General features: G+C 56.0%; 18 protein-coding genes. 5 read left to right on the top strand and 13 right to left on the bottom strand.

The window, feature by feature from the left end:
- Window positions 1–8 precede the first annotated feature (8 nt).
- The 4 genes from livG to livK all read right to left on the bottom strand — a co-directional run bounded on the left by livG (window position 9) and on the right by livK (window position 4,144).
- Window positions 9–776, bottom strand: coding sequence for a high-affinity branched-chain amino acid ABC transporter ATP-binding protein LivG (gene livG, locus FD428_RS01350; protein ID WP_110493706.1), 768 nt, complete (start codon window positions 774–776; stop codon window positions 9–11).
- Window positions 773–2,050: a branched chain amino acid ABC transporter permease LivM gene (gene livM / locus FD428_RS01345; protein ID WP_114848072.1), complete on the bottom strand. Its 1,278-nt coding sequence runs from the start codon at window positions 2,048–2,050 to the stop codon at window positions 773–775. The genes livG and livM overlap by 4 nt, the downstream gene beginning before the upstream one ends.
- Window positions 2,047–2,973, bottom strand: a complete 927-nt coding sequence (gene livH, locus FD428_RS01340; RefSeq protein ID WP_012135564.1) for a high-affinity branched-chain amino acid ABC transporter permease LivH — start codon at window positions 2,971–2,973, stop codon at window positions 2,047–2,049. The genes livM and livH overlap by 4 nt, the downstream gene beginning before the upstream one ends.
- A 61-nt stretch (window positions 2,974–3,034) precedes the next feature.
- Window positions 3,035–4,144 carry a high-affinity branched-chain amino acid ABC transporter substrate-binding protein LivK gene (gene livK, locus FD428_RS01335; protein ID WP_012135565.1) on the bottom strand — a complete coding sequence of 370 codons (1,110 nt, stop codon included), beginning with the start codon at window positions 4,142–4,144 and terminating at the stop codon, window positions 3,035–3,037.
- Window positions 4,145–4,689: 545 nt separating this feature from the next.
- Between livK and panM the strand changes: the two genes are divergently transcribed.
- Window positions 4,690–5,073, top strand: a complete 384-nt coding sequence (panM, locus tag FD428_RS01330; protein WP_024131029.1) for an aspartate 1-decarboxylase autocleavage activator PanM — start codon at window positions 4,690–4,692, stop codon at window positions 5,071–5,073.
- Window positions 5,074–5,173: 100 nt separating this feature from the next.
- Here panM and livJ read toward each other — a convergent pair whose 3' ends face one another.
- The 6 genes from livJ to ftsY all read right to left on the bottom strand — a co-directional run bounded on the left by livJ (window position 5,174) and on the right by ftsY (window position 12,311).
- Entirely contained in the window at window positions 5,174–6,277 is a 1,104-nt protein-coding gene (gene livJ, locus FD428_RS01325) for a branched chain amino acid ABC transporter substrate-binding protein LivJ (RefSeq protein WP_024131030.1), read from the bottom strand.
- A gap of 206 nt (window positions 6,278–6,483) precedes the next feature.
- Window positions 6,484–7,749, bottom strand: a complete 1,266-nt coding sequence (locus FD428_RS01320) for a 4-aminobutyrate--2-oxoglutarate transaminase (RefSeq protein WP_114848073.1) — start codon at window positions 7,747–7,749, stop codon at window positions 6,484–6,486.
- A gap of 224 nt (window positions 7,750–7,973) precedes the next feature.
- The gene (gene rpoH / locus FD428_RS01315) at window positions 7,974–8,828 is read right to left on the bottom strand and encodes an RNA polymerase sigma factor RpoH (RefSeq protein WP_012135571.1); all 855 of its coding nucleotides are present in this window, start codon (window positions 8,826–8,828) and stop codon (window positions 7,974–7,976) included.
- A 258-nt stretch (window positions 8,829–9,086) separates the two neighbouring features.
- Entirely contained in the window at window positions 9,087–10,145 is a 1,059-nt protein-coding gene (gene ftsX / locus FD428_RS01310) for a permease-like cell division protein FtsX (protein WP_024131031.1), read from the bottom strand.
- A complete protein-coding gene (gene ftsE, locus FD428_RS01305) occupies window positions 10,138–10,806 on the bottom strand; it encodes a cell division ATP-binding protein FtsE (protein ID WP_012135575.1) in 669 nt (222 codons plus the stop codon). The genes ftsX and ftsE overlap by 8 nt, the downstream gene beginning before the upstream one ends.
- A 2-nt stretch (window positions 10,807–10,808) precedes the next feature.
- Window positions 10,809–12,311, bottom strand: a complete 1,503-nt coding sequence (gene ftsY / locus FD428_RS01300) for a signal recognition particle-docking protein FtsY (RefSeq protein WP_114848074.1) — start codon at window positions 12,309–12,311, stop codon at window positions 10,809–10,811.
- Window positions 12,312–12,447: 136 nt separating this feature from the next.
- Here ftsY and rsmD point away from each other — a divergent pair, with 136 nt between their 5' ends.
- Together rsmD and FD428_RS01290 are read left to right on the top strand one after the other, a co-directional pair.
- Window positions 12,448–13,044: a 16S rRNA (guanine(966)-N(2))-methyltransferase gene (gene rsmD, locus FD428_RS01295; protein WP_112001438.1), complete on the top strand. Its 597-nt coding sequence runs from the start codon at window positions 12,448–12,450 to the stop codon at window positions 13,042–13,044.
- Window positions 13,034–13,303, top strand: coding sequence for a DUF1145 family protein (locus tag FD428_RS01290; protein ID WP_012135579.1), 270 nt, complete (start codon window positions 13,034–13,036; stop codon window positions 13,301–13,303). The genes rsmD and FD428_RS01290 overlap by 11 nt, the downstream gene beginning before the upstream one ends.
- Before the next feature lie 88 nt (window positions 13,304–13,391).
- Here the strand turns inward: FD428_RS01290 and FD428_RS01285 are convergent, their stop codons facing one another.
- Complete coding sequence (locus FD428_RS01285) at window positions 13,392–13,751, bottom strand: DUF2500 domain-containing protein (protein ID WP_112001437.1); 360 nt, start codon at window positions 13,749–13,751, stop codon at window positions 13,392–13,394.
- 141 nt (window positions 13,752–13,892) lie between these two features.
- On the opposite strand from FD428_RS01285, the gene FD428_RS01280 reads away from it, so the two are divergent.
- Together FD428_RS01280 and zntA are read left to right on the top strand one after the other, a co-directional pair.
- Entirely contained in the window at window positions 13,893–14,519 is a 627-nt protein-coding gene (locus tag FD428_RS01280; protein ID WP_012135582.1) for a lysoplasmalogenase, read from the top strand.
- 76 nt (window positions 14,520–14,595) lie between these two features.
- Window positions 14,596–16,794 (top strand): Zn(II)/Cd(II)/Pb(II) translocating P-type ATPase ZntA, encoded by a 2,199-nt coding sequence (gene zntA, locus FD428_RS01275; RefSeq protein ID WP_114848075.1) that lies wholly within the window; start codon window positions 14,596–14,598, stop codon window positions 16,792–16,794.
- 90 nt (window positions 16,795–16,884) lie between these two features.
- Here the strand turns inward: zntA and FD428_RS01270 are convergent, their stop codons facing one another.
- Both FD428_RS01270 and tusA read right to left on the bottom strand, forming a co-directional pair.
- A complete protein-coding gene (locus FD428_RS01270; RefSeq protein WP_012135584.1) occupies window positions 16,885–17,868 on the bottom strand; it encodes a TRAP transporter substrate-binding protein in 984 nt (327 codons plus the stop codon).
- A 176-nt stretch (window positions 17,869–18,044) separates the two neighbouring features.
- Window positions 18,045–18,290 (bottom strand): sulfurtransferase TusA, encoded by a 246-nt coding sequence (tusA, locus tag FD428_RS01265; protein WP_012135585.1) that lies wholly within the window; start codon window positions 18,288–18,290, stop codon window positions 18,045–18,047.
- Window positions 18,291–18,335: the final 45 nt, after the last annotated feature.

The following is an 18,335-nucleotide window of genomic DNA, read 5'->3' as shown; positions in this document are numbered from 1 at the left end:
CACCACCATTATGCTTCACCTAAATAGGCGCGGATCACGTCCGGGTTGTTGCGAACTTCTTCCGGCGTCCCGTTCGCCAGCGGCGTTCCCTGGTTCACCACGTAAATGCGATCGGAAATCCCCATCACCAGCTTCATATCATGCTCAATCAGCAGAATGGTGGTGTTGTGATGATTACGCAGCTCCGCAATTAATTCGTCCAGCTCTTTGGTCTCTCTCGGGTTCAGACCCGCCGCCGGTTCATCCAGCATCAGGATCTCCGGCTGCGTCACCATGCAGCGGGCGATCTCCAGACGACGCTGGTCGCCGTAGGCCAGGTTGCTGGCCTGGCGATTGGCGTGCTCCAGCAGGCCGATACGCTCCAGCCAGGTGGCGGCGCGATCGAGCGCTTCACTCTGCGCCCGACGGAACGCCGGAGTCTTCAACAGACCCGAAAAGACGCCGGTTTTCAACTGCTGATGTTGCGCCACCAGCAGGTTTTCAATCACCGTCATCTCACGGAACAGGCGGACGTGCTGGAAGGTACGCACCACGCCCATACGGGCAATCTGCTGACCCGGCAGCCCTTCCAGATGCTGATCGCGCAGCATAATGGTGCCGCCGGTCGGTTTATAGAAACCGGTCAGGCAGTTAAAGACCGTGGTTTTCCCGGCGCCGTTTGGCCCGATCAATGAGACGATTTCGCGTGGATGCAACTCCAGTTCAACGTTGTTTACCGCCAGCAGACCGCCAAAGCGCATCATCAGGCCGTTAACGGATAATAATGGCTGACTCATGCCTGCTCTCCTTTCGCTTCCCCGTTTTTCAGTTTCAACTGCGGACGGGTCATCGGCAGCAAGCCCTGCGGACGCCAGATCATCATCAGTACCATCAAACCACCGAGCATCAACATGCTGTATTCGTTGAAGTCACGCATTAGCTCGCGCGATACCACCAGCAGGATAGCGGCGAGAATAACCGCGAACTGCGAACCCATGCCGCCAAGCACCACAATCGCCAGTACAAAAGCGGATTCGGCAAAGGTGAACGACTCCGGGCTGACAAAGCCCTGGCGCGCGGCGAACAGCGTTCCGGCGAACCCCGCAAACGCGGCGCTGATGGTAAACGCCGTCAGCTTGATGCGCGTCGGGCTTAAGCCTAATGAACGGCAGGCAATTTCATCTTCACGCAGCGCTTCCCATGCCCGCCCCAGCGGCATACGCAGCAGACGGTTGATCACAAACAGCGAGAAGACGACCAGCAGCAACGCCACCAGGTAAAGCCAAATCACGCGGTCGGATGGATCGTATTTCACGCCGAAGAAGTTACTGAAGGTATCCCAGCCGCCTTCACGGGCGGTACGGCTGAACTCCAGACCGAAGAACGTCGGTTTCGGGATCTGGCTGATACCGTTCGGCCCGCCGGTCACTTCGGTGTTATTGAGCAGCAGGATACGCACAATCTCGCCAAATCCTAAGGTCACTATCGCCAGGTAGTCGCCGCGCAGGCGCAATACCGGGAAGCCAAGCAGGAAGCCCGCCGCCGCCGCAACCAGCCCCGCCAGCGGCAGGCAGGTCCAGAACCCCAGACCGTAATAGTGGTTCAGCAACGCGAAGGTATACGCGCCAATGGCGTAGAAACCGCCGTAGCCCAGCACCAGCAGACCAGACAGCCCCACCACCACGTTCAGCCCAAGACCGAGGATGATGTAAATCATGGTCAGCGTGGCGATATCAACGGTGCCGCGCGACACCATAAACGGCCACACGACGGCGATGACCAGCAGCGCAATCAGGAACAGCTTCTGTTTCACGGTTGAGCCATCAATCGCTGGCAGAACAAATTTAGGCCCGGAAATGCCCTTCAGGCTTTTCTGGAAAATCGGTCGCAGCAACTGGAAGAAAAAGACCACGGCAGTACCGATAAACACCCACTGCCAGCGAATATCCGCAGCATTCCCCACCACCAGTTTGGTGCCATCGAGTTCCAGTTGAACGCCCATAAAGACGCCCGCCAGTACGAAGAACATGGCGGCAGAGAGCAGCGCCATCGCAAAATGCATCGGTTTCATACTTTCTCTACCTCCGGGCGGCCCAGGATACCGGTCGGCATGACCAGCAGCACCAGAATCAGCAGCGCAAACGACACCACATCTTTATATTCGGTACTCAGGTACGCAGAGGAGAGCGCTTCGGCGACGCCCAGAATCAGGCCGCCAATCATCGCGCCAGGAATGCTGCCGATGCCGCCAAGCACAGCAGCGGTGAAGGCCTTCATCCCGGCCATAAAGCCAATATACGGGTTGATAACGCCATAGAACTGACCGAGCAGCACGCCCGCCACCGCCGCCATCGCCGCGCCAATCACAAAGGTCAGCGCAATCACGCGGTCGGTATTAATGCCCAGCAGACTCGCCATTTTCAGGTCTTCCGCACAGGCGCGGCAGGCGCGTCCCATACGGGAGTAACGGATGAACAGCGTCAGCGCCAGCATCGCCAGGAAAGTGACAATCCAGATGACCAACTGCATGGTGGTAATGCTGGCGGCGAAGTTCTCGCTGCTGCCGATAATCCACTGGCCGTTAAACAGGCTGGGGAGCGCCACGTCACGCGAACCTTCGGTAAGACTGACGTAGTTTTGCAGGAAAATAGACATCCCGATCGCGGAGATGAGCGCAATCAGTCGCTTGGAACTGCGCACTGGCCGATAGGCCACCCGTTCAATACTCCAGCCATAGGCGCTGGCGATAATGATAGCCCCGACGAACCCGGCAGCGACCAGCAGCCAGCTGGTATCAATGCCCATCATCATGAGCGCGGCGATGATCATGAAAGAGACATAGCTGCCGATCATATAGACCTCGCCGTGGGCGAAGTTGATCATGCCGATAATGCCGTAAACCATCGTATAGCCGATAGCGATCAGCGCATAGGTGCTTCCCAGCGTGACGCCGTTAAACATCTGCTGCAAGAAATAGAGAAACTGCTCGGACATAAGGTAACCTTTCTCAACCCGCCCGTTTTGCGCGGGCGGAGGGATAACTTGTCTTCAGGCGTTATTTGGCAACGGTCGATGAGCCGTCGGCATGCCACTGGAAGACACCAAACTCAAATCCCTTCAGATCGCCTTTTTCATCCCAGTTCAGCGGCCCAATCACGGTATCAGCCCCGTGTGCTTTCAGATCTTTCACCAGATCGAGCGGCGCTTTGCTGCCGGTACGATCCATTGCGGTTGCCAGCGACTGCACCGCAGCGTAGGTGATCCACACGTAAGGGCCGGTAGGATCTTTTTTGTCGGCTTTAAGGGCATCGACAATGCCTTTGTTCGCCGGGTCCTGGTCATAGCGTTTTGGCATCGTCACCAGCATGCCTTCTGCCGCCGCGCCAGCGATGTTGGACAGTGAGGCATTGCCCACGCCCTCTGGTCCCATAAACTGGGTTTTCAGGCCGATAGCGCGCGCCTGGCGCAGCATCTGGCCCATTTCCGGGTAGTAACCGCCGTAATAAACGAAGTCGATATTCTCTTTTTGCAGGCGGGCAATCAGCGCGGAAAAGTCTTTCTCGCCAGCGGTAATCCCGTCAAAGAACACGATATTGGCGTTGCCCGCTTTCAGGCTGTCCTGTACGGAACGCGCCAGACCTTCACCGTACTGCTGCTTATCGTGAATAATGGCGATACGCTGCGGCTTCACTTTCTCAAGAATATATTTCGCCGCCGTTGGCCCCTGGGAGGAGTCCAGGCCCGCCGTACGCATGATGTGTTCGTAGCCGCGCTGCGTCAGCTCCGGGTTTGTGGCGCCCGGGGAGATCATCAGGATGCCTTCATCTTCATAGATATCAGACGCGGGCTGTGTGGAAGAGGAGCACAGGTGGCCGATAACGTACTGAATGCCGTCGTTGACGATTTTGTTCGCCACCGCGACAGCCTGTTTCGGGTCACAGGCGTCGTCATACTCAACGCCCACCAGCTTATCGCCTTTGATGCCGCCTTTGGCGTTGATGTCTTTAATGGCCTGACGCGCGCCGTTAAATTCCATATCGCCCCACTGCGCTACCGGGCCGGACATCGCCCCGACAACGGCGACTTTAATATCGTCCGCCATTGCCGTATGCGACATCGCCAGTGCAACCACTCCTGCGATGATCGTTTTCGCATTCCGTTTCATTTACTGAATCCCCATTCGTGACGTTATTACACTTCATCCTTCACGCTGCCCCGGTGTTGGCTACGTGCGTTCACCCCAGTCACTAACTTATGTAAGCACCTGGGGATTCACGCTCTTGCCGCCTTGATGCACCTTGAATGATTTTGTGTATATATTTTGTATTTATGTGGTTAAAAAGCAGACTGTGCTTTTTTTGAACTATGCTATTTTTACCTGTTGCATTAATGGTTTAGCACGGTTTTTTATGCAAAATAAGAGTAAACACTCTATTTTTCAGTCGATTAAGAAAAGATAATATTCTGATTTCAGCTATAGATAAACAAAAAAAAGCGCGCTTGTCAGCATAAAATAACGGTACAAAGAGCGGAATAAAACACTGCCTTCCAGGGGATTATCCTGCCTGTTTTTCATTCTCTGATGTTTCAAACTGTACTTATCGTTGCCAAAAAACTAATCGCCTGGTAAATGAAATAAAAAAGAGAAAGTGTCGGAACACATTATTTCGGTACACTGGTTCTCTCTTTGGTGATTTGGACATGCTGTCGATGAAGCTGACCATCGTTCGTTTAGAAAACTTTAGCGCCCAGGATCTCATCGATCTGGGTAAAATCTGGCCGGAATACTCCGCCTCGTCTTTAAGCGTAGATGATACTCACCGGATCTACGCAGCGCGTTTCAACGAGCGTCTGTTGGGCGCTGTGCGGGTAACGCTAAGCGGTACGCAAGGCGCGCTGGATTCATTGCGGGTTCGCGAGATCACGCGTCGTCGCGGCGTGGGGCAGTATCTGGTGGAAGAGGTGATCCGCAATAATCCGGGCGTTTCAGCCTGGTGGATGGCAGATGTCGGCGTCGAAGAGCGAGGCGTAATGGCGGCGTTTATGCAGGCATTAGGGTTTACGGCGCAGGCGGACGGCTGGGAAAAACGGTAATAAAAAAGCCGGATGGCGCTAACGCTTATCCGGCCTACGTGTTTCGCAACTCTCACGCAATTTTCCAGGGGGTAAGGCGAAGCCGCCACCCGGCACTCAATTACCTGGCGTCGGTTGCCGTACCGTCGGCATGCCAGGTAAAGACGCCGAACTCAAAGCCTTTCAGATCGCCCTTCTCATCCCAGGACAACGGCCCCATAACGGTTTCCACGGTATTCGCTTTCAGGTATTTGGCGATTTCAGCCGGATCGTCGGACTGATTCAGACCTGCCTGCAATGACTGCAACGCCGCGTAGGTGGTCCACACAAACGCGCCGCTTGGGTCCTGTTTCTTCGCTTTGATCGCGTCTACGATCGGTTTGTTCGCCGGAACCTGATCGTAGTTCTTCGGCTTGGTGACCAGCATCCCCTCGGCAGACTCACCGGCAATGTTAGACAGCGACACGTTCGCTACCCCTTCCGGCCCCATAAACTTCGTTTTCAGGCCAGCAGCGCGAGCCTGGCGCAGGATCTGCCCCATCTCAGGGTGGTAGCCGCCGTAATACACAAAGTCGATGTTCTCTTTCTTCAGGCGCGCCACCAGGGTGGAGAAATCTTTCTCGCCGGCGGTAATCCCGTCGAAGAACACCACGTTGGCGTTGCCTTTTTTCAGGCCATCCTGCACCGCGCGCGCCAGGCCTTCACCGTACTGCTGCTTATCGTGAATAATGGCGATGCGCTGCGGCTTCACGCTTTCCAGAATATATTTCGCCGCCGTCGGCCCCTGATCGGAGTCCAGACCGGTGGTGCGCAGGATCAGCTGATAACCACGCGCGGTCAGTTCCGGTGCGGTCGCAGCCGGAGTAATCATCAGAATGCCTTCGTCTTCATAGATATCAGACGCAGGCTGCGTGGATGAGGAGCACAGGTGGCCGATAACATATTTAATGCCGTCGTTGACCACTTTGTTGGCTACGGCTACCGCTTGTTTCGGGTCGCAGGCATCATCATATTTCACGGCAACCAGCTTATCGCCCTTGATGCCGCCTTTCGCGTTGATATCGGCAATCGCCTGCTCCGCGCCGGTAAATTCCTGATCGCCGTACTGCGCTACCGGGCCAGACATCGCGCCGACAACGGCCACTTTGATATCCTTAGCAAACGCCATATTGCTCAAAGACAGGGCGATACATCCTGCCAATAACGCTTTACCCTTCATATTCATCCTGAGAATCCCCATTATTGTGGTTATTACGTATGTTGTGATGTTGTTGTTCAGCACTTTATTTCAATTAATGGTAAGCCACCCGTGCTTTAGCAGCATACTCTGCTAAAACATACCCGATTTTTATGATTTTGGAATAGCTAATTTGACAGTCAGATAACAAGTTGATGACAAAACGGGGCGCCGCCGCAACGGGCGGCGTCGGTTTATCGTGTCAGCGAACGCGTAATGATCTCCAGCGCTTTACGGAACTGCGCATCGGGGATCGTCAGCGGATAGAGGAAACGGATCACGTTGCCGTAAACACCACAGCTGAGCAGCAGCAGACCCTCCTGCAATGCGCGATCCTGCACCTGTCGGGTAAATTCCGGGGACGGCTGGCCGGTTTGCGGATCGGTAAACTCTACCGCCACCATCGAGCCCTGCGCGCGGATCTCGGCAATGGACGGGCAGGCGGCTTTCGCTTTGTTCAACACCTCAACCAGATGCTGACCAAGCTGCGTGGCGCGAGTGCAGAGATCGTCTTCTTCAATCACATCAAGCACCGCATGCGCGGCGGCCACCGCCAGCGGGTTTCCGGCGTAGGTGCCGCCAAGACCGCCCGGCGCTGGCGCATCCATCACCTCGGCGCGACCGGATACCGCCGACAGCGGCATACCGCCGGCCAGACTTTTGGCCATCGTGATGAGATCCGGCTGAACGCCGTGGTGTTCCATCGCAAACAGTTTGCCTGTACGGGCAAAACCGGTCTGCACTTCATCGGCGATCAGCAAGATGCCGTGGGTATCGCATAACGTACGCAGCGCCTGCATGAAATCCGTTGGCGCGACGTTAAAGCCCCCTTCCCCCTGCACCGGTTCCAGGATAATGGCCGCCACCTGGTCCGGCGCAATATCGGCTTTAAAAATCCGTTCGAGACTGTTCAGCGCATCCGTCGTGGTAACGCCATGCAAAGGATTCGGATATTGCGCGTGATAGACCGATCCCGGGAACGGCCCAAAGCCAATTTTGTAGGGCGCGACCTTACCGGTGAGCGCCATCGTCATAAAGGTTCGCCCGTGAAACGCGCCGCCAAAGGTAATCAGCCCCGGTCGTCGGGTACAGGCGCGCGCAATTTTCACCGCGTTTTCGACCGCCTCCGCGCCGGTAGAGAAGAAAGCCGTTTTCGCCGGGCCGTTGACCGGCACGCGCTTGTTAATACGCTCGGCAAGCGTAACGTAGCTTGCATAAGGCACGATTTGATACGCGGTATGGGTAAATGACTGGAGCTGTTTTTCAATTGCCGCGATGACTTTTGGATGACGGTGCCCGGTGTTCAACACGGCAATTCCGGCGGCGAAATCAATCACCTCATTGCCTTCAATATCCCACAGCGTGGCATTTTCCGCTCTGTCGGCATAGAAACCGCACATCACCCCGATGCCGCGCGGCGTCGCCTGTAACCGTCTTTCATTCAGTTCGTTATTTTTCACCTTCTCCCCCTAAGATGCGCACAACCCATCGGTAAGTGTTTGCCAGGGGGGAAGAATTCGCCAGAGTGGGGGAGAAAAAAAGCGTTATCCCCGTAGCCCGATAAGCGAAGCGCCATCGGGCATTTATGTCGGCCTGTTTGCCGGATGGCGGCGGTGCCTTATTCGGCCTGGAAAACAAAAAACCCCGGATTCTCATCCAGGGTTTTTCGGGCACTTCGCGGAAATTACGCTTCGATAGCGGCGCGCAGTTTCTTCATCGCGTTCTTTTCAAGCTGACGTACACGTTCAGCAGAAACGCCATAGCGGTCGGCCAGCTCCTGTAGCGTGGACTTATTGTCTTCGTCCAGCCAACGGGCGCGAATGATGTCCTGGCTACGCTCGTCCAGACCTTCCATTGCGTGGGTCAGTTTGTTTGCCGCCTGATCTTCCCAGTTATCCTCTTCAATGCCGTCGGCAAAGTTAGAGGTTTTATCCTGCAAATACAGCACTGGCGCCATCGGCTGGCTGTCAGACTCGTCGTCCGAAGACATGTCAAACGTCATGTCCTGCGCCGCCATACGGGATTCCATCTCGCGAACGTCTTTGCTGGTTACGCCCAGTTCGCGCGCCACCATTTCCACTTCATCCTGATTAAACCAGCCCAGACGCTGCTTGGTTTTACGCAGGTTAAAGAACAGCTTACGCTGTGCTTTGGTGGTTGCGACTTTAACGATACGCCAGTTACGCAATACGTATTCGTGGATCTCCGCTTTGATCCAGTGCACGGCGAAAGAAACCAGGCGCACACCCACTTCCGGGTTAAAACGGCGCACGGCTTTCATCAGGCCGATGTTACCTTCCTGAATCAGATCCGCCTGCGGCAGGCCATAGCCCGCATAGTTACGAGCAACATGAACAACAAAGCGCAGGTGAGACAGAATCAGCGTCTTAGCTGCTTCCAGATCGCCCTGGTAATGCAGCTTTTCAGCCAGTGCCCGTTCTTCGTCGGCCGATAACATCGGCCACGCGTTTGCAGCCCGGATGTAAGATTCCAGGTTACCAACAGGGGCTAAAGCTAAATTTTGCATTTCTTTGGTCATTCAAATCCTCTCAATTTATATCGTCTGGCACTGCAAATGAGCAACAAACGTGCCAGCGTTTATGAGCAACGAGAATAGCACTCACTCTTTTATCAGACAGTGATTTTATCCACAAGTTCAATGCAACGTTGTGAATAAATTACGCACAAAATGTGACACCGCTATGAAAAAACACTGTGGGCAGGGGGATGAGATGTTTTGAAGCTCTTTCCCTGCGAACGGGAACTCATTGCAGGGAAAGAGTATACCACGCTTTTATTAATCGGGAGTAAAGTGACGTAAATGTTGCACAGTGGCAAGCCACGCCGCAACCCAGCCGATCATCGAGCACACCAGCAGCAGCAACAGGCACTCATCGAACGATAAGCCATTGATATCAAACTTTGTGCCGAAAACCTGCGCCACTTCCGTCACCGCTGACGACAAGCGCATCACCAAAATTTCTGACAAAATCAGTGAAAGAAATGCCCCTGAAAAACCGAGCAGCGCGCCGCCGTACAGGAACGGTCGCAGGATAAATCCATCCGTCGCGCCAATCAGTTTCTGCACGTTGATGGTGTCACGGCGGGCGAAAATGCTCAGGCGCACGCTGTTGCCGATGACGAGGAACACCGCCGCCACCATCAGCACGCCGATCATCGCGGAAACGCGCCCTACCAGCCCGGTCAGCGCCGCCAGACGGGCAAACCAGCTGTCATCCATACGCACTTCATCAATGCCGTTAATCTGCGAGATGCGATCGCGTAGCGTATTCAGCGACTCCGTTCCCTGGAAATCCAGTTTCGGGATCACCACCGCCACTGCCGGAAGCGGATTCTCTTCCAGCATGTCCAGCGCGCCGCCAAAGCCGGACCAGTTGCGGAACTCGCCCAATGCATCGTCGCGGGAGAGATAGTTGACCTTCTCCACCCCCTGCTCGGCCTGGAGCTGTGCGACCACCCCGGCGGCCGCGTCGTCATCCAGCGTCTTTTGCAGATAAACGGTGATCTGCGGGGACGGATAGTACTGCGTCGCCGCCTGGTTGACGTTCTTATAGACCATGTAGCAGACGCTTGGCAGCGTCAGAGAGATGGCAATCACCATCACCGTCAGAAACGTCGCCAGCGGCTTGCTTTTCAGATCCTGTAACGCGCCCTGGAACGCATAGCGCACCTGCTCGTTAAAGACGTTGGTTTTACGCGAATTCGGCTTTGGCGAGGGTTTTGCGCGTCTCGGCGCATTGCGGCCGCCGTCGCCGGACGAACCGCCAGATTTACGAAAACGGTCCAGTCTGCCGCCAAACTGCCTGATTTGGTTGATAGCGTCACGCTTATTCACTGACCAGGCCTCCATGCAAATGACCTTCGCTCAGGGTGAGCATACGGTACGAACGACGGGAGATAAGCCCGATGTCGTGCGTCGCCATCAATACCGTCACCCCAACGCGGTTAAACTCTTCAAACAGACGTAAAATCCCTTCCGATAAGGCATCATCCAGGTTCCCGGTCGGTTCATCCGCCAGCAGCACCGCAGGCTTGTTCACCACCGCACGGGCAATCCCCACGCGCTGCTGCTCACCGCCAGAGAGTTGAATGGGAAAATTCCTCGCTTTGTCCAGCAGCCCGACTTTATCCAGCGCCGCCGACACACGACGACGGATGTCGTCCCCGCTGGCGCCAGCGATAATCAACGGGATCGCCACGTTGTCATAGACCGTACGATCCATCAGCAGGTGGTGATCCTGGAAAATCATTCCGATCTGACGACGCAGAAACGGCACTTCACGGTTTTTCAGGCGCGTAATGTCATGCCCGCTGAAGAAGATTTTCCCGGCGCTCGGCCGTTCAATCCCACAGATAAGCTTCAGCAGGGTACTTTTCCCCGCGCCTGAGTGGCCGGTCAGAAACGCCATCTCGCCTGGCTGCATGTGGAATGTGACTCCTTGCAGCGCTTGTCTCCCACCGAGATAGGCCTTGCTGACATGTTCAAAGCGAATCATTGTTAATCCTCTCGGGCAAAAAGTGCCTCTATAAAATCGTCCGCCTTAAACGGACGTAAATCCTCGATACGTTCGCCCACACCAATATAGCGGATAGGAATGCCAAACTGATCGGCAACCGAGAAGATAACCCCACCCTTCGCCGTGCCATCCAGCTTGGTCAGGGTGATACCGGTCAGGCCAACCGCTTCATGGAACAGTTTGGCCTGGCTTATCGCATTCTGCCCGGTGCTGGCGTCGATGGTCAGCATCACTTCATGCGGCGCATCTTCGTCGAGTTTCTTCATCACGCGAACGATTTTTTTCAGTTCTTCCATCAGGTGCGCTTTGTTCTGCAAGCGACCCGCGGTATCGGCAATCAGCACATCTACATTACGCGCTTTCGCCGCCTGGATGGCGTCAAAGATAACGGAAGCGGAATCCGCGCCGGTATGCTGGGCGATAACCGGAATGTTGTTACGCTGGCCCCAGACCTGCAACTGCTCTACCGCCGCCGCACGGAAGGTATCCCCCGCCGCCAGCATCACGGATTTGCCCTGCTGCTCGAACTGACGCGCCAGCTTACCGATCGTGGTGGTTTTCCCCACGCCGTTAACGCCAACCATCAGAATAACAAATGGCGTTTTGCCTTCAATATTAAGCGGTTCGTCAACTTTTGCGAGGATATCGCCCATCTCGTCTTTCAGCAGGCCATACAGCGCTTCGGCGTCATGCAGCTGTTTGCGGCTGGCGCCCTCTGTCAGGTTAGCGATGATCTTGCGGGTGGTTTCCACACCCACATCGGCAATCAGTAACTGCTCTTCCAGTTCTTCAAACAGATCATCGTCGATTTTCTTACCACGGAACAGACTGATAAATCCTGAACCGAGATTTTCTTTTGTTTTCAGAAGACTACGTTTCAGGCGCGCAAAGAAACCCTCTTTTGTCGGCTTCTCTTGCTCCTGAATCATCTCCTCAACCGGCGTCTCTTCTTCTGCCGCCGGCACGACAACCACCGCGTCTTCCGCCGCTTCCACTGCCAGCGCCTGCGCTTCCCGTTCTTCGTCGGTCAGTTGCGGTTCGTTTTGCGCCTCTTCTTCTACCGCCTCCACGATCTCTACCGTTTCCGCTTCGGCCTGCCACTCTTCAGGCGACGTCTCTTCGACGTTCACCTCTTCCGGCAGCGGCAGTTCTTCATGTTCCACCACCGCCTGCGGCTCAACGATGTCTTCTTCAACCACGGGGTCAACAACAGGCTCTACGACAGGCTCTGGCTCAACCGGCTGCGGTTTTTCGCTTTCCTGAACCTGTTCGGTGACGTTCACCACGGCTTCGGCGAAAGCGTCGGTCTCCGCCTTGCCGTGGGCGTGCGTTTCCGCGTCGGCGTCTGCCGCCGTCTCAACCGGCGTCTCTGGCGCTAACTGTTCTTCAACACGCTGTTGTTCTTCGGTTTTTTGTTCCTGTTCCTGCTCTTTTTCACCAAAGCCCAGCCAGGAAAAGAAGCCACGTTTTTTCTGTTTTGCCATCTGCGACTGTACTCCTCGCGGTTAATATCTGGCGCTATATACATGGAAGCTAAAAAAATGATGAAATAGTCTACCACTTAACTTAATTCACATCACCGCCTGGAATGACACGTCAGCAGCGGATTGAGCAATAGAAATGAAAAAACCGAATCACTCTGGCAGCGGTCAAATCCGCATTATTGGCGGACAATGGCGGGGCCGTAAACTTCCGGTTCCCGACAGCCCAGGGCTGCGCCCGACAACCGACCGGGTTCGCGAGACGCTGTTTAACTGGCTGGCACCGGTCATGGTAGACGCCCACTGTCTGGATTGTTTCGCCGGAAGCGGCGCGCTGGGGCTGGAAGCGCTTTCCCGCTATGCGGCGGGCGCGACGTTGCTGGAGATGGATCGCGCCGTGTCACAGCAGTTACAAAAGAATCTTGCTACGCTAAAGGCAGGCAACGCCCGCGTGGTCAACGCCAATACGCTGGCCTTTCTGGCGCAGACCGGTACGCCGCACAACGTGGTGTTTGTCGATCCCCCGTTTCGCAAAGGGCTGCTGGAAGAGACGTTAAGCCTGCTGGAAACGTACGGCTGGCTGGCTGATGACGCGTATATTTACGTCGAAAGCGAAGTCGAAAACGGTCTGCCGCCCGTCCCGGCAAACTGGTCGTTGTATCGTGAAAAAGTGGCCGGACAGGTCGCATACCGCCTGTATCAACGGGAAGCACAAGGAGAAAGCGATGCTGATTAATCTGGGACGTCTGCTGATGCTGTGCGTCTGGGCATTTTTACTACTGAATATTTTCCAACCCTTTCCACGCCCGCTGAATATTTTCGTTAACGTCGCACTGGTCTTTATGGTGCTGATGCACGGTATGCAGCTGGCACTGTTAAAAAGCACCATGCCTAAAGATGGCCCGCAGATGACCACCGGCGAGAAAATCCGCATTTTCCTGTTCGGCGTGTTTGAGCTGCTGGTGTGGCAGAAGAAATTTAACGTTAAAAAATAACCTTTTGCCGGATGTCGGCTGCGCCTTATCCGACCTACAAACCCCTCAGACCGTAGGCCCGATAAGCAACACGCCATTGGGCGAAATCTTATGGCTGGGCGACAAAATCGACAAACCGCGAACCTTTGTAGCTCAGCGTGCCTTTATCCCCGACCGTTAACGCATGGTACTGTTGGGCATCAAGCCGGAACGTCTGCTCAAGCCCGCCGCGCTGCGGTTTAAAGCTAACTTCATAGCGCATACTGGTGCCCGCTGGCGTCACCTGCTGCTGACGCGAGCGCCGATCGTTGATCGGCTTTTCGCGCTTATTGCTCACCACTACCTGCTTTTGCTGCAATGGCGCGGCATCGTTATCGGCTTTTTCTCGCCGCTGCGAAACAAAGCGAAACGACGCGGCGATAACAATCAAGCCAATGATAACAATGAAAAAAAGTGGTGGTTTACTCATCATTTTAACCCATCAGAAAATGCGGAAATAAGCATACCCTGCCCGTTATGGTGTTGTCATCTGCCTGCGCCGACCTCTACACTGGACAACAGGGCCGTGAGCATACCGCTCGCGAAAAAATAACGAATTCAAGGAACTAAGATGCTTTGGTCGTTTATCGCTGTCTGTCTTTCCGCATGGCTATTTGTGGACGCATCGTATCGTGGGCCAGCGTGGCAGCGCTGGGTCTTTAAACCTCTCACCCTGATTCTCCTTCTTTTACTCGCCTGGCAAGCGCCGATGTTCGACGCGATCAGCTACCTTGTGCTGGCGGGCCTGTGCGCCTCGTTGCTGGGCGATGCGTTGACGCTGTTGCCGCGCCAACGTCTGCTGTACGCCATTGGCGCATTCTTCCTGTCGCACCTGCTGTACACCCTCTATTTCGCCAGCCAGATGACGCTGTCGTTCTTCTGGCCATTGCCGTTAGTGCTGCTGGTGTTGGGCGGGTTGCTGATTGCGGTGATCTGGACGCGTCTGGAAGAGCTGCGCTGGCCGATATGCACTTTTATCGCCATGACGCTCATGATGGTCTGGCTGGCCGGTGAACTGTGGTTCTTCCGCCCGACCGCCCCGGCGCTCTCTGCTTTTATGGGCGCATCGTTGTTATTCCTCGGCAACATCGTCTGGCTGGGCAGCCATTACCGCTGCCGCTTCCGCGCGGATAACGCTATTTCCGCCGCCTGCTACTTTGCCGGGCACTTCCTGATTGTCCGCTCACTTTATCTTTAATAACGCTTGACTCTGGAGTCGACTCCAGAGTGTATCCTCCGGTTAATGAGAAAATTATCATCAACCGGAGGATGCCATGTTGACACCCGATACTGATGGCAAAAAAGTCCCACAATTTTCATCCTTCAAACTGGCGCCAGCCCCCCGGAAGGTAGATGACTGCTGCTGTGAGGGCGCCTGCGCAACGGAGGCTCTCGTCCCCGACACCATCGAAGGGACGCGTTACACCTGGAAAGTCGCCGGTATGGACTGCGCCGCCTGCGCCCGTAAAGTCGAAAACGCCGTGCGCCAGGTCGGGGGCGTCAATCAGGTACAGGTGCTGTTCGCCACCGAGAAACTGGTGGTGGATGCGAATGCCGATATCCGCCAACACGTTGAACGCGCCGTACAAAAGGCGGGTTATACCCTGCGTGATGAACAGGCCACAGCAGAGGCGCGCGAATCCCGGCTGCAAGAAAACCTGCCGCTGATCACGCTCATCATTATGATGGCGATTAGCTGGGGGCTGGAGCAATTCAACCATCCGTTCGGCCAACTGGCGTTTATCGCCACCACGCTGGTCGGCCTGTATCCCATTGCCCGTCAGGCGCTGCGCCTGATGAAAACCGGTAGCTGGTTCGCTATCGAAACGCTGATGAGCGTGGCGGCGATTGGCGCGCTGTTTATTGGCGCGACGGCGGAAGCGGCGATGGTGCTGCTGTTATTTCTGATCGGCGAACGCCTCGAAGGGTGGGCCGCCAGCCGCGCCCGCAAAGGGGTCAGCGCGCTGATGGCCCTCAAACCGGAAACCGCCACGCGCCTGCGCGATGGCGTGCGCGAAGAGGTGGCGATCAACACCCTGCAACCCGGCGACATTATCGAAGTGGCGGCAGGTGGGCGCTTACCCGCCGACGGCAGGCTGGTCTCCGGTTTCGCCAGTTTTGATGAGAGCGCGCTCACCGGCGAGTCGATTCCGGTCGAGCGCTCAACGGGCGAGAAAGTCCCCGCCGGCGCCACCAGCGTGGATCGGCTCGTCACGCTGGAGGTGCTGTCAGAACCGGGCGCCAGCGCGATTGACCGTATCCTGAAGCTGATTGAAGAAGCCGAAGAACGCCGCGCGCCCATTGAGCGTTTTATTGACCGCTTCAGCCGGATTTACACCCCGGTGATTATGGCCGTCGCGCTGCTGGTCACGCTGGTGCCGCCGCTGCTGTTTGCCGCGTCCTGGCAAGAGTGGATTTATAAGGGACTCACGCTGTTGCTGATTGGCTGCCCGTGTGCGCTGGTCATTTCCACTCCGGCGGCCATCACCTCCGGGCTGGCGGCGGCGGCACGTCGCGGGGCGTTGATTAAAGGCGGCGCAGCGCTGGAGCAGCTAGGCAGAGTCACTCAGGTGGCGTTCGATAAAACCGGTACCCTGACCGTAGGGAAACCACGCGTCACCGCCATCCATCCGGCAAGCGGGATCGGCGAAGCGGAGCTGCTGGCGCTGGCGGCGGCGGTGGAACAAGGCGCGACGCACCCACTGGCGCAGGCCATTGTGCGTGAAGCGCAGACGCGTGAGCTGGCCATTCCGCCAGCGCTGGATCAGCGCGCGCTGGTCGGTTCGGGTATCGAAGCTCAGGTTAATGGCGAGCGCATCCTTATTTGCGCCGCAGGCAAACGCCCGGCGGAAGCCTTTGCCGGGCAAATCAGCGAACTGGAAAGCGCCGGACAGACGGTCGTGCTGGTGCTGCGCAACGACGACGTACTCGGCGTGCTCGCCCTACAGGATACGCTGCGCGATGACGCCCGCACCGCGATCGGCGAGCTTAATCAGTTAGGGGTGAAAGGCGTGATCCTGACCGGCGATAACCCACGCGCGGCAGCGGCCATTGCCGGAGAACTGGGCCTGACGTTTAAAGCGGGCCTGCTGCCGGAAGATAAAGTCCGGGCGGTGACGGCGCTCAATCAGCACGCCCCGCTGGCGATGGTGGGTGACGGCATTAACGACGCCCCCGCAATGAAAGCCGCCGCGATAGGTATTGCGATGGGAAGCGGAACGGATGTCGCGCTGGAAACGGCAGACGCCGCCCTGACGCATAACCGCCTGCGCGGGCTGGTACAGATGATCCAGCTGGCGCGCGCCACCCACGCCAATATTCGTCAGAACATCGCGATTGCCCTGGGGCTGAAAGGGATCTTTCTCATCACCACGCTGCTCGGCATAACCGGTCTGTGGCTGGCCGTGCTGGCGGATACCGGGGCGACAGTGCTGGTGACCGCCAACGCGCTGCGGCTGTTGCGTAAAGGGTAGATTGTCGTCTGATGGCGCCAGGCTTATCAGGCCTACGGGGATCATGGCACGAACCCACGCAGGCCTGCTCATCCGGCGAAGCGAAGGCGCTTACTGCACGTCGGCAATCGCCTTCATCAACGCCTGGTGTTTTTCACCATACTGCGCGCGTACCGGCTCGGTGGCCTTCACGAAATACGCTTTATCAATTTCGTGGAACTGCACGCCGCCAGCCTTCATCTTCGCTAATGCCTCCTGGTTGTAGGCATCCCACAATTTACGCTGCTCAAACTGCGCTTCGCGCGCCAGCGTCAGGATCTTCTGCTGCTCATCCGCAGTCAGCTTGTCCCACTTCACTTTGGAATAGAGCAGCATTTCCGGGGTGATAAAGTGCCCGCTGAGGGTGTAATTCTTCGCAACCGGCATATAGTTATGCGCGACAAAAGTCGGCGGGTTGTTTTCCGCACCGTCAATCACGCCGGTCTGCATACCGCTAAACACCTCGCTCACCCCCATCGCCACCGAGTTCGCCCCCATGTCTTTCAGTGTATCCAGCGCCACCGGGCTTCCCTGCACGCGAATCTTCATACCGTGGAGATCTTCCGGCTTTTCCACCGGGTTTTTGGTAATCAGGTTGCGCGTCCCGGAGTCCATCCAGCCAAGAAACACCAGACGTGATTTCGGGTTGTTCGTCAGCTTATCGCCAATGCTTTTCCCGATATCGCCATCAATAATTTTGTGCATGTGGTCTTCGTCGCGGAACACATAGGGCAGCGTAAAGACTTCGATATCCGGCAGAATAGCCGCCACCGGCGCCATCGATACGCGAATCATATCAATCGCGCCGATTTGCGCCTGTTCAATCATCTGTTTCTCATCGCCCAGCACGCCGCCCGGGAACACTTTAATTTCCAGTTTACCGTCGGTTTGTTGTTTGAGTTTTTCGCCCATTTTCTGCACGGCGACGACATTCGGGTAGCCCTGCGGATGGACATCCGCCGCTTTAATGACCTGCGCGAAAACGGAATGGGAAAACAGTATTGACGCGGTAGCCAGGCACAGGGAAGCCGCGAGCGGCTTGAGAGTCACTTTCATCGGGTCAGCTCCAGAGGTTGAGAGGGTAGCGTTAAAACATTGTTTTAGTTTTTACGCTTAAACCGTAGCCGATGCCCTGAAAGATGAAGGTGAAGTGCTTCACAAAAAAGCAGAAAAAATTGAAACGATGGTTTAAAAATGTCGCAGCGGTCACGCCGGTTTTATCCGGCTGAGACTCAATGCTTTTTACGCAGCAAATAACGATACGGCAGCGAATCCGTCTCTTTCGCCATCAGCTCATGTTCCATAAACGTACAAAAGCCAGGAATATCGCGGGTTGTCGCCGGATCGTCGGCAATAATCAGCAGCGTTTCGCCCGTTTGCATGTTACGCACGGTTTTACGCACCATCATTACCGGTTCCGGGCAGCGTAGCCCCTGGGCATCAAGCGTATGGTCGGGGGAGGAAAACAGATCGGTCATCTTCGTCTCATTCACTAAAAAAACGGCTGTAGTTTACGCCCTGTT

It is taken from the genome of Citrobacter sp. TBCP-5362 (genome assembly GCF_005406305.1).
In the GTDB taxonomy this organism is placed as follows: domain Bacteria; phylum Pseudomonadota; class Gammaproteobacteria; order Enterobacterales; family Enterobacteriaceae; genus Citrobacter_B; species Citrobacter_B koseri.
The sequence above is the reverse complement of the archived record's forward strand: the minus strand, read 5'-3'. Positions and strand labels throughout refer to the sequence as shown.